15 protein-coding genes are annotated in these 15,546 nt (G+C 37.2%); 11 read left to right on the top strand and 4 right to left on the bottom strand.

The features are described 5' to 3' along the window. Positions 1-429: 429 nt before the first annotated feature. The 10 genes from CU635_RS09065 to CU635_RS09020 all read left to right on the top strand — a co-directional run bounded on the left by CU635_RS09065 (position 430) and on the right by CU635_RS09020 (position 8,519). The gene (locus tag CU635_RS09065; RefSeq protein ID WP_101577046.1) at positions 430-1,146 is read left to right on the top strand and encodes a GntR family transcriptional regulator; all 717 of its coding nucleotides are present in this window, start codon (positions 430-432) and stop codon (positions 1,144-1,146) included. A gap of 218 nt (positions 1,147-1,364) precedes the next feature. Continuing rightward, positions 1,365-2,453: an ABC transporter substrate-binding protein gene (locus CU635_RS09060; protein WP_101577045.1), complete on the top strand. Its 1,089-nt coding sequence runs from the start codon at positions 1,365-1,367 to the stop codon at positions 2,451-2,453. A gap of 15 nt (positions 2,454-2,468) precedes the next feature. Continuing rightward, positions 2,469-3,545 carry an ABC transporter ATP-binding protein gene (locus CU635_RS09055; RefSeq protein WP_101577044.1) on the top strand — a complete coding sequence of 359 codons (1,077 nt, stop codon included), beginning with the start codon at positions 2,469-2,471 and terminating at the stop codon, positions 3,543-3,545. 8 nt (positions 3,546-3,553) lie between these two features. After that, positions 3,554-4,471, top strand: coding sequence for an ABC transporter permease (locus tag CU635_RS09050; RefSeq protein WP_101577043.1), 918 nt, complete (start codon positions 3,554-3,556; stop codon positions 4,469-4,471). Next, positions 4,468-5,274, top strand: a complete 807-nt coding sequence (locus tag CU635_RS09045; protein ID WP_101577042.1) for an ABC transporter permease — start codon at positions 4,468-4,470, stop codon at positions 5,272-5,274. The genes CU635_RS09050 and CU635_RS09045 overlap by 4 nt, the downstream gene beginning before the upstream one ends. A 12-nt stretch (positions 5,275-5,286) precedes the next feature. Further along, a complete protein-coding gene (locus CU635_RS09040) occupies positions 5,287-5,610 on the top strand; it encodes a (2Fe-2S)-binding protein (RefSeq protein WP_101577041.1) in 324 nt (107 codons plus the stop codon). Continuing rightward, on the top strand, positions 5,600-6,688 hold the full coding sequence (locus CU635_RS09035) for an NAD(P)/FAD-dependent oxidoreductase (RefSeq protein ID WP_101577040.1): 1,089 nt from the start codon (positions 5,600-5,602) through the stop codon (positions 6,686-6,688). The genes CU635_RS09040 and CU635_RS09035 overlap by 11 nt, the downstream gene beginning before the upstream one ends. 33 nt (positions 6,689-6,721) lie before the next feature. Beyond that, the gene (locus CU635_RS09030) at positions 6,722-7,051 is read left to right on the top strand and encodes a (2Fe-2S)-binding protein (RefSeq protein WP_101577039.1); all 330 of its coding nucleotides are present in this window, start codon (positions 6,722-6,724) and stop codon (positions 7,049-7,051) included. Continuing rightward, on the top strand, positions 7,052-8,125 hold the full coding sequence (locus CU635_RS09025) for an NAD(P)/FAD-dependent oxidoreductase (protein WP_101577038.1): 1,074 nt from the start codon (positions 7,052-7,054) through the stop codon (positions 8,123-8,125). A 58-nt stretch (positions 8,126-8,183) separates the two neighbouring features. Further along, the gene (locus tag CU635_RS09020; protein ID WP_101577037.1) at positions 8,184-8,519 is read left to right on the top strand and encodes a DUF1904 family protein; all 336 of its coding nucleotides are present in this window, start codon (positions 8,184-8,186) and stop codon (positions 8,517-8,519) included. 394 nt (positions 8,520-8,913) lie between these two features. On the opposite strand, the gene CU635_RS09015 is transcribed toward CU635_RS09020, so the two are convergent. The 4 genes from CU635_RS09015 to CU635_RS09000 form a co-directional block, all read right to left on the bottom strand. After that, complete coding sequence (locus CU635_RS09015) at positions 8,914-9,111, bottom strand: twin-arginine translocase TatA/TatE family subunit (RefSeq protein WP_101577036.1); 198 nt, start codon at positions 9,109-9,111, stop codon at positions 8,914-8,916. A 93-nt stretch (positions 9,112-9,204) separates the two neighbouring features. Then, positions 9,205-10,374: a ZIP family metal transporter gene (locus CU635_RS09010; RefSeq protein ID WP_101577035.1), complete on the bottom strand. Its 1,170-nt coding sequence runs from the start codon at positions 10,372-10,374 to the stop codon at positions 9,205-9,207. Positions 10,375-10,387: 13 nt separating this feature from the next. Then, entirely contained in the window at positions 10,388-11,404 is a 1,017-nt protein-coding gene (locus tag CU635_RS09005) for a multicopper oxidase domain-containing protein (protein ID WP_101577034.1), read from the bottom strand. A gap of 186 nt (positions 11,405-11,590) precedes the next feature. Continuing rightward, positions 11,591-11,986: an SET domain-containing protein gene (locus CU635_RS09000; RefSeq protein ID WP_101577049.1), complete on the bottom strand. Its 396-nt coding sequence runs from the start codon at positions 11,984-11,986 to the stop codon at positions 11,591-11,593. Positions 11,987-12,635: 649 nt separating this feature from the next. Between CU635_RS09000 and CU635_RS08995 the strand changes: the two genes are divergently transcribed. Further along, positions 12,636-15,455, top strand: a complete 2,820-nt coding sequence (locus CU635_RS08995; RefSeq protein WP_101577033.1) for an ATP-binding protein — start codon at positions 12,636-12,638, stop codon at positions 15,453-15,455. Positions 15,456-15,546: the final 91 nt, after the last annotated feature.

Below are 15,546 nucleotides of genomic sequence, written 5' to 3'. Positions count from 1 at the left end.
GAACACCCTGAAACCCGAGGACAAGAAGACAATATCTAATTCCTGTTTTCTACTCTACATTGATGTAGATATTAGTTAGTGTAATGTTACATGTTGCTATGAGTTATTTAATCAACGAAGTCGAAAGAGAAAAGCTTATTCAAGAATCAATCAGTCAATTTGACCACGAAAAAACAGTCATCATGATTGCCCACTGGCTCTCAACCATCCTTCATGTTAATTCCATCTTAGAGCTACAAGAAGAGTAGTGTTATTATGACTAGTTTTGCTTGAAGAAGCGGGTACAACTCCTCACCCCCACCGACAATCGATTACGTATATTCAATTGAATAGAATAAAAAAACTAAATTTTCAAAATACATTGACAATAATTAATATGTAAGCTTTAATGAATTAAAGTTATAACATTATATTGAGGAGATTTTAGAGATGCAGATAGATAAAAAACTACTTATTCCTCTTTACAAGCAAGTGGAGCAGGTTTTAGAAGAGAAATTAACATCAGGTAAATGGGCTGTAGGCAGTCAATTGCCATCGGAACAAGAGTTATCTGATCTTTTTGATGTTAGTAAAATTACAGTAAAACGAGCAATTATCGAGCTTGTGAATAAAGGATATCTTTTTAGACAAAGAGGAAAGGGGACATTTGTCTTGGGGTCAGTAAAAGAACAAGATATTAATTCTTTTATTTCTTTAACAACTGAGACAGAAGAACATCCTCACGAATTGATCAGCTTTTCCATTGAGGATGCTAGCTGCGAAATAGCGGAAAAATTGAATGTACAAAATAAATCGCAAATAATTAAGTTGAAGCGCATAAAAGTTGTCGACAGTGAACCAATGGCACTTGAATATACATATCTTCCATATGCCAAATGCTCCGATCTTTCACCTGAAGATATTAATAATGATCTTGTTTACAATATACTTAAAAATAAATTTAATATTGCACTGGGAAGGGCGAAGCTTTTTATTAATCCGTACATTGTGCGAAATGAAAAAGCAAAACTGCTACAAGTTGAGCCTGGAACCCCTGTTTTTGAATGGGAAAGGTTTACCTACACTAAACAAGAGGAGATTATTGAGTACTCAAAATTTTATGTGCGTCAAGATAAAGAAACCTATTATACAGAGGTTCATTTTTAAAGAGATATACTTTTAAACGTAAGTATTCTTTTTATAAAAGCTATAAAGTTATAATATTATATTTTTTTAATAAGTTTTATCTGAAAATTGGTAACATTAAATTAATATATATCTGAGTTTAAAAAAGAAAAGGAGGAATACAAAAGTCCGACAATACTTCATCATGATCAGCTCTTTATGTGCAGGGAATGCAAGTAAATTGACGAGGGGGAAAATTGATGAAAAGAAAAACGTATTTTACTGTAATAATCTGTTTATTTTTTGCGATAGCTTCTGGATGCAGTAGTCAAGCGGGGAATTCCTCAGACGACGAAGGCTCAACAGGGAAGGATGAACAAACATTGGTTTTGGCTGCCTACGGCGGTAGCTATGAACAAAAGATGAAAGAGGTTCTTATCCCTAAATTTGAAAAGGAACATAGCGTTAAGATTAAGTATATTACCGGAAGTTCTGTGGATACTTTGTCCAAGTTACAGGCTCAAAAGGACAAACCGCAAATTGATGTGGCATTTTTAGATGATGGTCCACAAGCTCAGGCAAAAGCCTTTGGATTACTTGCCCCGCTAGATAAGGAAGTTGTTACTAATCTAGCAAATGTATACGACATTGCGAAGGACAAAGATAATGTTGGGGTCGGTTTTGGAATCATTTCAACTGGACTGGCATATAACAAAGAATTCTTTGAACAAAATGGTTTGGAGCCATTAACATCTTGGAATGATCTAGCAGATCCTAAGTTTAAAGGCAAACTTGTCTTGCCATCTATTGCGAATACTTACGGGATTCATATGCTTCTAATGACCGCAATTGCTAACGGAGGAAGTGAAGAAAATATTGAGCCAGGCTTTGAAAAATTAAAGGAAATTGCCAAAAATGCCGTCACATTTGATAAAACGGCAGATGTTTCTAATTATTTCTTGCAGGGTCAGACAGTGGCAAGTGCATGGGGAAGCAGCCGTGTATACACTCTGCAGGATACAGGATTTCCAATTGAGTATGTGATACCCAAAGAGGGAGTTCCTGCGTTGATGCCAACAATTAGTGTGATCAAAGATGCACCAAATGTAGAACTTGCTCAAGAATTTGTCAATTTTATTTTAGGTGAAGAAGCACAGGAGTTATTTGCCAATGCACTGTTTGACGGTCCGGTTAATAAAAACGTGAAATTAGAGGGGGATATTACAAATAAGGTTGTTTATGGCGAAGACCAAATTGCGAAACTTATAAAAGTGAATTGGGAAGTTGTTAATCAAAAAAGAGCTGAGTGGACAGAACGCGCTAACAAAGAAATTGAAGTAGCCCACTAACGAAGAGGTGATATGATGTGTTATTTAACCCTTGAAAATGTGATAAAGACATTTAATAAAACAGAAGTGGTAAAAAAGTTAAGTCTTGAGATTGAGCAAGGGGAGCTTATGTCATTTCTTGGACCATCTGGCTGCGGAAAGACAACGACTTTAAATATGATTGCGGGGTTTTTAGAAGTGGATGGTGGGAAAATTGAGGTGGACGGGAAACCCGTTCACCTTCTTCCTCCAAATAAAAGAGAAATGGGTATGGTCTTTCAAAACTATGCTTTGTTTCCTCATATGACCGTTTTTGATAATGTTGCGTATGGATTGAAACTTCGTAAGGTCGCTAAAAGTGAACTGAATAAACGAGTGCTAGAAGCATTGGAAATGGTCCGATTATCAGGATATGAAAAACGTTATCCGAAAGAGCTTTCTGGTGGGCAGCAGCAGCGTGTTTCCTTGGCTAGGGCTCTAGTAATCAAGCCCAAAGTACTTCTCCTTGATGAACCCTTAAGTAATCTCGATGCAAAACTTCGCCAGGAAATGCGTGAAGAAATTGTGGATATTCAAAAGAAAGTTGGAATTACTACCATATTTGTTACACATGACCAAGAGGAAGCCCTTGCGATATCAGATCGGATAGCAGTTATGTATGAAGGGAGAATTGAACAGGTGGACGTTCCTACTGCCATCTACAATCACCCAAAAACAGATTTTGTTTCCCAGTTCATTGGAGAAGTCAATCAAATTCAGGGAAAAGTTATAGAGAATTATGGAAATAATAAATGCAAACTACACTTCTTTGGGAATGAGCAGATTGTTTCGGTCAATTCAACGAAGAATTCAGAGGTTGACTTTTTTATTAGGCCTGAAAAAATACAAATTTCTTTAGATGAATCTTTTGATGGGAAAGCTGGCCTTCAAACGAAAGTTGAAAGAAAGATGTTTCTGGGAGCTAAGACTAGATATATCTTAAAAGCACAAGATAAGCATTTAGTTGCTGATATATCAAATGCAGTGTTAAATCCTAATCAGATTCAGGAGGGAAACAACGTATTTGCTATTTGGAATCCAGAAGATTTATTACCTTGTAGGAAGGTGAGGTGACAGAGCGAATGCAGACTGGAATAGGAACGGAACATGATTTAATACTCAAACAGAATAAAAAGAACCTAAACAGGAAACGGCTTGATACGTGGCTGTTATTGCTACCTACTCTCGGAATCTTCATCTTTTTCTTCTTGCTCCCTTTGTTTTTCCTTTTTATCACGAGTTTTAAGACGTTCGATGCCAGTAGTGGAATTGGAAGTGAATGGACACTTCAAAATTATATCAAATTCATTTCAGATCCTTTTTTCTTAGGGGTCGTTTGGAGAACGGTAAAAATAGCTTTGATAACTACATTGGTTACGATCATTATTGCTTACCCAGTGGCTTTTCAAATTTCAAGAGCCAACGGGAGAGTGAAAAATTATTTAATATTGCTTGTGTTATCACCACTGTTAATTAGTATGGTCATCCGCTGCTATGGATGGGTTATTTTACTATCAAATAACGGTGTAGTGAATAATACTTTGATGAACCTTGGGTGGATTGACCAGCCTTTAACCTTACTGTATACGGAGTTGAGTGTGATTATCGGAATGGTACACGTGCTGTTTCCATATATGGTCTTAAGTATTATGGGTTCGCTTGAAAGAATTGATCCTTCTGTTATCAGGGCTGCACAAAATCTTGGGGCTAGCTCAATTAGAACATTCTTTTCGGTTTTACTGCCTTTGACATTACCTGGAATATTTGCCGGATCCGTTATGGTATTCAGCTTAAGTGTGAGTTCGTTTGTTACTCCTGCTATTCTTGGTGGTCCACAGGTGAAGGTGATGTCCTATCTAACATATGAGCAGGTGGCCGTTATGTTGAATTGGCCATATGGAGCAGCAATTGGATTCTTATTAATCATTATTGCAACGATTACGATCATCGCTTATAGCAAAATACTTGCTAGTTCGGAAAAAGGAGTGGCAATTCAATGAGGAAAAAGAGGCTGCCCAAATTCCTATTTAATTTCGTTTGTTTCCTAGTATATGGCTTTTTGCTTGCACCTATTGTTGTCGTATTAATGTCCTCGTTAACAACCACTGAATATATTGTTTTTCCGCCGAAAGGATTAACACTTAGATGGTATTTTGAACTAGTTGAACATCCCGAATTTATGCAATCTTTTGTGTTAAGTGTCATTGTAGCAGTTGGTACTTCAATTATCGCCACGGCAATCGGGACATTAGCTTCCATCGCTGTTGTTAGGCATCAATTTAAAGGGAAAATGGCCATTGTCCAATTAATTGGCTCACCCCTATTGATTCCATCCGTGGTGTTTGGAGTGGCACTTCTCCAGTTTTATTCTTGGATAGGATTGTCCGCAAGTCCTTTTGCTTTAATACTTGGACATATTATTTTAACAGTACCTTTTGTTATGCGCTTAGTAGTTGCTAGTTTGGTAGGTTTTGACCGCTCGATAGAACAAGCTGCCATGAATTTAGGGGCTGGGAAATTTAAAGTGTTTTTTCAAATTACTCTTCCTGTTATTAAATCCGGGGTGATTGCAGGTGCTATCTTTGCATTTATTACTTCATTTGATGATTTAACAGTAGCGTTATTTATTGTAAGTACCGATGTGGTTTCACTGCCGGTTCGAATCTATACGTACATGCAATACCAATATGATCCAATTATAACGTCGGTATCAAGTATTATGATTTTATTAACCATTGTGCTAATGGTTGTAATTGAAAGGGTATTGGGTGTAGGAAAAGTGTTTGCATCGAAAAATCAATAAGAAGGTGTTTTTATGCATATCGAAAATCATCCCGTGTTAGGGAAGCAGCTTCAAGATCCCGTCACGATCTATTTTAATAATAAGCCATATAAGGCATATAAACAGCAAACGGTTGCAGCAGCATTAATAGCTAATGGCGAAAAAAAATTCGGTTTAAGCAGAAAGTTAATTCAGTCACGAGGTCTTTTTTGTTCACGAGGGAGATGTTGTAGTTGCTATATGACTGTGGATGGAGAGGACCATGTACGCACTTGTATGAAAAGGGTTGAAGAAGGGATGGAGATTTATCCAAGCTTCGAAGATCCAGAGGTAAGGAGAGATGGCGATGGAGACTGATGTTCTCATCATTGGAGCGGGACCAGCAGGGCTTGCAGCAGCATTCGAAACGGCTTCAAAGGGATTGGATGTAACAATTGTTGATGAATCGATTTCAATGGGCGGCCAGTTATGCCAGCAAACGCAATTTATTCGATCATTACCCTCAGCTTACAAGCAAATGCGTGGCTTTGAACTAGCAAGAAAGTTAACGGAACAATTAAATGAATTTCCAATCCATTATTTGCTTGAACATCGAGTGATTGGCCTATATAAGGATGGAAGTGTTGGTATTACAGATGAGGCAAATGTTTTTCCATTAAAGGCGAAAAAAATAATCGTCGCCACTGGAGCAGCTGAAAGTGCAGTTCCTTTTCCGAAATGGACGCTGCCAGGTATTATGACGATTGGTGCAGCCCAAACCTTAGTCAATCGGGATTTTGTTATTCCTGGAAAGGAAGCAGTAATCTATGGGTCTAGTGATTTTGCCGTGGAAGTTGTAATTCAGCTCTCAGACGTAGGCGTAAAAATTAAAGGGATCATTGAAAATCAATCCCATGTCCTAGCAAGAGATAAAGAAAAAGTGGAACAAGTGAAAAAAAGAGGTGTTCCCTTTTATCTGAATTCTACTATTAAGGAAGCGAGAGGGAATGGTCAAGTTGATGAAATTGACATACAGCAACAGGATCAGGTCATTACTGAAATGGTCGACCTCGTTTGTGTAGATGGAGGAAGAACACCTATTCTAGATTCGTTTTATCAGTTGGGTTGCTCCTTCGGTTATCAAGTAGGACTTGGAGGATGGCTCCCGCAATATAATAAACTTTTCCAAACAGATCGTAATGATGTCTTTATAGCTGGTAATGCAGCAGGGATCAGCTCACAAGGAGTTTTACTAGTAACAGGTATGATCACTGGAATTAGTGTAAGTGAAGCATTGAATTCTATAAGCATGGAAGATGCTGAGCAGATTAGGTATTCCCTTTGGAAAGAGTTAGAGATTTTAGAAACAAAACTAGATACGGCTGCATGGCAAGGCAGAATCAATCATATAGAAAACTTTGCAAATCCCAAGCTTAGAGATCAATTTATGTCTTAGACCAACAGATTAAGAGACTAGAAGGTGAATTAGTTGGAAAAAACAACAATCATTTGTCGATGTGAAGAAATAAGCTGTGAGGAAATTGAAGAAGTCATTGAGCAAGGCGCAAGTACCTTTGATGATGTAAAAAGACTAACACGGTGCGGAATGGGGCCCTGTCAGGCAAAAATCTGCACGAGCCTCGTTGCGAAAATTATTCATGATCAAACAGGCAGGCCTTTTCATGAGATTCCTTTACCTCGGATGCGGATGCCGCTATCCCCTATAAAGCTTGAAACACTAGCTACTAATAGTACAACATTTTCGGCTGTGAAATCTGTTTTAGATGAGGTGGAATTAGAGGATGGGAAGGTGAAGTAAATGGAAACAAGTTACGAGACAGTGGTCATTGGTGGAGGGGTAGTAGGTAATGGTATTGCCTATCACCTATCTGAACGCTATAAAGAAGGCATATTGGTGCTTGATAAGAAATATCCAATGACAGGAACATCGGGCTCCACTCAGGCCTGGGTGTGGGTGCACAATAAGACACCATCCTGGTATGCCGAATTTAGTATGTATAGTGCTGAACTCTATCCTTATTTATCAAAAAAAATTGGAGATTTTGAATATAAACGGACTGGTGGTCTATCTCCATTTTTCAATGAGGAGGACCGGGAAAAGGCTTTACAACTTGCTGAGTCTTACCGAAAAATAGGCATTAAGATTAAGGTATTATCAAGGGAAGAAGTATTGGAAAAGGAGCCCTCAATCAACCCTGAGGTTGCTGGGGCGACGTATAGTTCGATCGACGGGAACGTCAATCCCTTTCGGTTAATTGACATGTACATGAGAGCTGCAAAGAAAAATGGTGTTAATTTCTCCACTTATAATAAAGTAACAAACATCCAAAAGCAGGATGGAAAATTTATCGTTGTTTCAGACAAGGAAACCTATTTATGTAAAAATCTAATCCTTGCTGGCGGTACCTGGTCAAGGGAGTTGGGGGCGATGCTTGGGATCAATATTCCAGTAAATCAATTAAGAGGGCAAATTCTTGTTTCCGAACCTCTAAAGCCTTTCTTGAATTATACGATCAGCGGGCTCAGGCAAGCAAATAATGGCGAGGTCTTAATCGGGTACTCGATGGAGAAGGCAGGGTTTGACAGATCAACCACCCTTGATGTTATCCAGGAAACAGCAAATATGGCTATCCATTATGTACCTTCATTGAGAAAAGTAAAAATTGTCCGTGCATTTTCAGGTATTCGTGCTATGCCAGAAGACGGCTTTCCGATTCTTGGAAAAGTTCCTGACATTGAAAATCTCTATGTTGCAGCTACACATAGCGGAGTAACCCTTTCCCCCCTAATTGGAACACTAATGACTGAATTAATTCTCGATGGAGAAACATCTATTCCAATTGATAGGTATTCGATTAGTAGGTTTATGTAATGCAATACTTTCCATTTTGGAATCTAATCCATAAAAAAATTAAGCTGGAGGATTTCGGATGCCCCATTTAATGATCAGAGGAATTTCCGTGGAACAGGTCAAATCGATAAGTACACCACTAGTAAAGGAATTAGCTGAACTCTGTATATGTGAAACTGATAATTTCACTCTTGAAATAGTAAAATCAACTTTCGTTTTTGATGAAAATGAGGTTCAGGGATATCCCTTTATAGAAGTCAAATGGTTCGAACGTAGCCAGGACATCCAGGACCAATTTGCCCACCTCGTGACAAAGCATGTTCTTTCACTTGGGATTCCAGAGGTAGAAGTTGCTTTTGCAGCATTTTTGGAATCCTCCTATTATTTGAATGGAAAAAGTTTCGCTGAGATTTAAAGTTGTCGAGGTCCCTGTAGGATAGCTTGGGTTGGTAATTGTAGAATAGTTTGGGTTCAATATCGACCAGGAGGTATTAACTAACCTAACCTTTATGCATGCATTTCGTTTGATATTCGATGAAGCTTTGTCGAGGACGAAAACTGCTGCTAGTATAACCAAAAGGTCATGCTCTCCGGGAGATATTCGAAGGAGCATGTTCTTAGGAAAACTGGTTGGACGCTCTTCGAAAAAGCTATCGCTTTTCCTTCGTGCGGTGTATCGATTCCGGAGCCGTACTCTTTTGAAGCTGGATTCTGCCAACTATGTTCAAAGCTATATACAGGCTGAAATTTCATAATTGCCTAGTCCGTGAAAAAGAAGATGTAAGTCAGAACCTACATCTTCCCTTCCTTTAATCGGCAAATTTTTCTTTCTTATTAGATGTTTCTGCAACTATGTCATCTGTTACAAGATCTCTAGTAGACTTCTTAAATTCTCTTAATGTTGAGCCAAACGCCCTTCCAATTTCCGGTAACTTAGATGGTCCGAAGATAATAAGGGCGATTACTAACATTAGTATTAATCCAGGTATTCCAATGTTTTGAAGCATAATTTCCTCCGAATATTTAGATTTTGTAATTCCTTCAGACGTTTATGATCATCTTTAAAGTAACTTCAGGAGCAAAACCGTTCAGATTCATCCTTAAAATTTAACAAAGAATGCAGTAAAGTACATAATTAACAGTCCGATGGCGAATCCAGAAAGATTTAACCATGAAACAGATGGTTCCTTATGTGTTCGATGATCTTCAATAAGCATTTTCGTAATGATATAGATTACCTGCAAAATGGCGCCTGCTCCAATTCCTAAGAATAAAGCTCCCATAATGGGCGAGAAGATAAATCCGCCAAACCACGTTCCAAGAATGGCTGGTCCACCGGCAATTGCACCAAGGAGCAAAAAGTTTCTTACCCTCGGCTTCGCTTTGAGCAATGGTGCAGCGATACCAATTCCTTCAGTGATGTTATGAAGGGTAAATCCGATTATTAAGAATGTTCCCAGTGCAGCTTCACCAAGTGCAAAAGAGGAGCCGATTGCCAAACCTTCCCCAAAATTGTGCAAGCCTATTCCTGTTGCCATCAAAAGTGCCAGAGCGAAAGGCGTGTAACCTTTTGATGCTTGTTTTCTAAACTGATATTGATCAAAACCGATCAACAGTAAAAAGGTCAGCGATGCTCCAATGATAACTACCATGTTCCCTTGCAATACCGTAGGAGCTTCTGCCCCGATCTCAAACCCGTCAGCCAGCGTGCCAACGAATAGGAAAAGCAACAACCCCACGGTGAGTGCAAGAATTGCATTAATCGTTTTTCTTTTAAACCTCTTCATAAATGGATACCACAATAGACCAAGCCCGATTGGTACAATTCCAACATAAAATCCAATTAAGCCGAAATTAAGAAAGTTGTTAAAATTGCCTTGTGGTGTTAGAGTTGCTGCTGCTATTTCACCTTCTGTAATGATTGCATTTTCAGTGATCAGTTTAATGACATGAGGATCTCCTTTGACCCATGGATAGTTGATTTTTACCGTTGCTTCATCAAAACGGTCAAGATCAGGGCTGGGGGTAACACCAAAACTCCAAACAGAGTCATCCACCATTACCTGGGCTATCGTTAACGGTTCTGGACCCGTATTGCTTACCTTTAATTCAAACCCTAATTTGGTTACGATGATTCTATCAATATTTAAAATTTCGATAGGAGCAGCCGGTTCTTGCTCAACGCCTGCGCCATTTGTAAATACCCATCCTAAGACCCCGAGGAGTAGACCTAGAGGAATTAACACAGTCAAAATTAACTTTGTCTTCATTTCCACACCCCCATTATTCTACTTCAAAGAATCCCATCCAGCCCAATTCAGCAAATTCGCTAACATGTGCATGGAACATATATTTTCCCGGGTAAGTAAAGCGCGTTTCCAGGATGCCGCGTTCTCCTTGGCTTTGCATAATTGTATCCGTAAACTGAGAAGGGTTGTCATTTCTTCCTGTCGGATAATACGTAAAATAATTGGCATGAAGATGGAAAGAGTTAATTAAATCAAATTCCGTTAAGTTACTAAGATAAATACGGACTAGCTGGTCTTTTTTTACTTTAATTGGATGATTCATAAAGGCAAAAGCATATCCGTTTACAGTATAAAACTCATTCTCACCATCTAAATCTAAATCAAATCCATTCATGACCATGTTCAGCTCGTGTGCCTTTTCTCTAGGTGTTTTCGGATCAATGATGAAATTTCCATACAATCCCTTATGAATATGGCGGGCAAGTGGCATTACATGACAGTGGTATACCTGCATTCCATATGGTTTGGCTTCAAACTCATAAGTAAATTTTTCCCCTGGATAAATCGAAGTAAGGCCATCCATTTCTGGTGGATGAATGCCATGAAAGTGAATAGAGTGAGGATGGCTTCCCTGATTTACAAAATGAAAACGAAGTAAGTCCCCCTCCGTACAACGAAACGTAGGGCCCGGAATGGTTCCGTTAAATGTCCATCCTGGAAATGTAATACCTTTTGCAATTTCAATTTCTTTATCAATCGCAATGACTTCATACTCTCTTAGGGTTTGCCCATTTGCTAACGTACTTACTTTCCCGTAATCGAATTTGGTTAGTAACCTTTCAGCCATTTTGTACCCTGAGGTTTTTGATAGGTCATTCATATTATTATGGTGATTCATCTTAGCATGCACATTTTTACTGTGAGTTTCTGCTTTAACAGTTGGAGTAAGAGGCGTCATTTTATTTAACAAATAACTGCCTGCCAAACCTAAGGCACCAGCAGAACCTATTTTTAAAATATCCCGTCTTGATACTTTGTCATCAACAGACATTTTTTACCCTCCTTAAAAAAGTTTCCTCTATGCAAAAATATGATCTTTAGCTATACTTTATTCCTAAGGTAAACATGGTGTCAACATTTTTTTTGAAGTTACAAAATATTAAGTCGGTACTCTCGGTATTATGCAAAAATAAAAGCAGTGGATTTCAAAGTGAAATCACACTGCTTTTTTTGTTAATCATCCATCCTTGCTATTTTTATCTTTATCAAACCATAGTGGGTCTTTGTCATCAACATCACCATTATAGTTGATTAATATCTCTTCTCCTGCTTTTATATCTTTGTATGCGTAAAATTCAAACGTATGGTTGTTAAAGTTAATATCATAAGTGGCATTAGGCTTATATGAATGGTTAAATAACATTCCATATCCTAACACGACTGCAGTATGGTTTTTTCCGTACTCGAACACATAATCATCAAGCACCGTTTTCTGTATGAAAACATGCTCCCTGTTAGGGTAAGGAATGACTGGTGCTTCATGTATAAGCTGACCTTTTGCAATATCAATCGTCGCAAATACCCCTCTATTGAATTCCCCATCGCTGAGTGTGGATGTTTTTATTTCTATAATGTTAATCACCTACAAATTCTTTCTTTAAAGTACATATCTTCTTAATCTTGACGCTTTAATATGAAGAAAGCAACTATTATTAACTATTGAGAATGTGTCTCTCTAACCAAAAAGACGGCCATTAAGAGTAGAATATGGATTTAAAAATTACAGCATACAATGATTCTTAATCATTACTGTTTGTTAAAGTAGTCAATCTGGTTATGTTGGATCCTTATCTAATTCTATATCAAGTGCAGAGAATCGGCTGCTTGGACCAGGACAGCGGTTGTTAATTTGTGAAACAGCGCCTTAGGAAGCTTTATTAAACTAAATCTCATAGCGATGTTCTTTTCAAACATGATATTACAACTTATCTGATCTGATTGATTTCCTCCGTTCATTTCAGTGATGTGCACAAATATTCTACTTTAGAATGTTTTCCTTTTCCTGTAAAATAATCCGTAAAAATCTATTAAAGGATTTTTAGAAAAAGATATAGTGTATAGTGGTGCTGGAAAGGTCGGGTCAATAGTCACTTGTATTCAGAAAAATGGTGTATTTAAATAGTATTGACTGTTCTTCTCATCTCGAACCGATGGGTATACCAACTGTCTTTATGTATCAATATCAAGGAACATGAAAAAATGAGCAGAATGGATGATTAAAATTGCACTGTAAAAAAATGAATTTACCGATAATAATGTTTTCGCTTGGAATTTGTTTTTCTTATTTAATTTATAGAATGATTGATCTAAATGATGTCGGATTATGGGCAACTTTTTTCAACTTAGTCATGTTAATAATCATCACTTTTGTAATCCTTTTCACTTATCGATCTTACATGAAAAAGAGTCGTTTGTTTGTTTCTCTATTTGACAATCATCCTTCGCTTACTTTTCTTGTTGATGGAAATGGGAATATTATTTCCGTAAATTCCAAAGTAATAAATACCTTGAATTATACGTACAAACAGTTAATTTCAAATCAGTTTTGGAATCTGTTTGTAAACTGCGATGAGCAACAGTATATACAAAATCAGCTGGAGTTAGCAAAGTCGGGTAAATCTGCCAGTTTTATAGGAAAGATCCATAATAAACAACGAAGTGATGGTATTACTATGAATTTCACACTAATACCCATTACAATAGATAATAAAGATGGGATCTTTTTTATTATTGGTAATGATATTTCAGAATTACAAACGTATAGGGATAGAATAGTAAAAACGCAAATAGAATTAAGAAATACGATTCGGAAACAACAAGGAATGATTTTTAAATATATTAAACAAGGAGACCGCTATATTCATACATTATGTGATGGTGAGCTGTTATATCGATTTGGCTTGACCCCTCAAGATGTGATCGGCAAAAGTCTAGGTAACTTTATTACTTCGAACAATGTCATTCATAATAAAACCAAATCCTACGATCTAGCTTGGGCTGGTGAAATCACAACGTATGAAGGTCAGATAAACGGGATCAGCTATGTTGCGTCATTGCGACCAATACTTAGAAACGGTAAGGTAATCGAAGTTATTGGTTCATGTGTTGATATTAGCGATCGCAAAAACATGGAAGAAGAACTTCGCAAAAAAACCAATTTATATCGTTCAGTACTGACTACCATGTCTGAAGGAATATTTCTTATTAGTAAATCAAGAATGATTACCAATCTAAACGATAACGTAGAAGAGATTCTTGGAATCAAATCAGGAGTATTTAGTGAAGCGGGAATGAATCAATTAGGCATTGAGTTTGTCAGAGAAGATGGGAGCCTGTGGGAGTATAAAGATTTACCGGCTATGGTTACCACCGATCATGGCACTATTTTCAAAGATGCGGTTATGGGTGTGAAAGCAAATGGCAATATAAAAAAGTGGATTTCGGTTAATTCAAAACCATTGGCATTAAGTGAAGAGTCTGCCTCCCTCGTATCATTTAGCGATATTTCCCTGCAGAAGAAACAGGAATTAGAGTTAAAAGAAATGAATGCCTTTAATGAAATCCTGATGGAAAATACACAAACGGGTATTCTGGTTATAGATGAAAATAGAACTATTTTATTAATAAATAAAGCTTTAAGAGAAATTTTAGGAATTGATTGTGATGAAAAGGTACACGGTGTATTGGTAGGACAATTTCATTCTGCTTTTACTCAAACTGAAAGTTTCAGTGAACAGATTGAAGACATCATAACAAAGAGAGTGCCTAGGACACTGACAGTTAGATCTGTTAATGGATATATTTTTAAACTTCATTATTCGCCATTAAATTTAAACAGCAGGGGTCAAGCCCATTTATGGACCTTTGAAAATATCACTGAAATGAGTAAACTTCAAGAATCTACATTAAAAGCACAAGAAGAAGCAGTGAATGCCAACATGGCTAAATCTGATTTCTTATCTAAAATGAGTCATGAGCTTCGAACGCCATTGAATGGCATTCTTGGCTTTGCGCAACTTTTAGAACTAGAAAGAACACTTGACGATCGCCAGCAAACGTTTGTGAAGAAAATAATCACCAGTGGTGGACATTTATTGAATCTTATTAATGAAATACTGGATCTATCCCGAATTGAAACGGGAAAGATGCAAATTAGTTCTCAAGTGATTAATACAGCTAAGTTAATAGATGAGTGTATTGGTATGATGTCTCCGGTATCAGAAAAAAGTAATATTTCAATTGTAGCTGACTTGGACCATATTGCTGACCAATTCGTTTACGCCGACCCAATCCGATTAAGACAAGTAATGTTAAACTTAATCGATAATGCAATTAAATATAATAAAGAAAACGGTCAAGTAAACATTAGCTGTAAAATAACTAAACATGATATCACCGTTTATATTAAAGACACTGGTATAGGCTTCAGTAATCAATATGTTGATGATATTTTTGAACCTTTTTACAGAATAAAAGAAACCAATACGGAAGGAACAGGCATTGGTCTATCATTAACGAGGCAGCTGATGCAGCTGATGGGAGGGTCAATTGGTGCCGAAAGTGTAAAGGGTAAAGGCAGTACCTTTTGGTTTAGTTTACCAATCCATCATGAACTTGAATTAACAGAACCTGAGGATAAAAATAGCAACATTTCTTCTTGGGAAATAGGTAAGAAATTCAAATCTACGATCTTGTATATTGAGGATAATTTATCGAATATAGATTTGTTAAAAGAAATTATTGAAGCTCAAACGAATTACTCTGTCATCATTGTAGATAGCGGTAAGAAAGGTTTGGACATTATTAAAAATAAAAAGATTGATCTCGTCTTACTTGATATTAACCTTCCCGATATTAATGGTTATCAAGTGTTTAATGAGATGAAACAGGATGAAAACACGAATAAGATCCCGGTCATTGCACTCAGTGCCAATGCAATTAACAAGGACATACAATACACGTTAGATAAAGGGTTTGATGATTATATAACAAAACCGATCAATATCAACGAGTTTTTACTGACAATAAAAAAATATATTTAACTTTAGAGGGACCTTTTTCATAGGTCTCTTTTTTTGTCGGAAATTGACGTAAAATGTCCTTCATTTGGTCTGAATATCGTAATTCGCTGTT

The sequence above is a fragment of the Bacillus canaveralius genome, from assembly GCF_002860125.1.
Lineage (GTDB): Bacteria > Bacillota > Bacilli > Bacillales > Cytobacillaceae > Bacillus_BJ > Bacillus_BJ canaveralius.
Note: the sequence above shows the minus strand (reverse complement) of the source record. Positions and strands in the feature narration are given on the sequence as shown.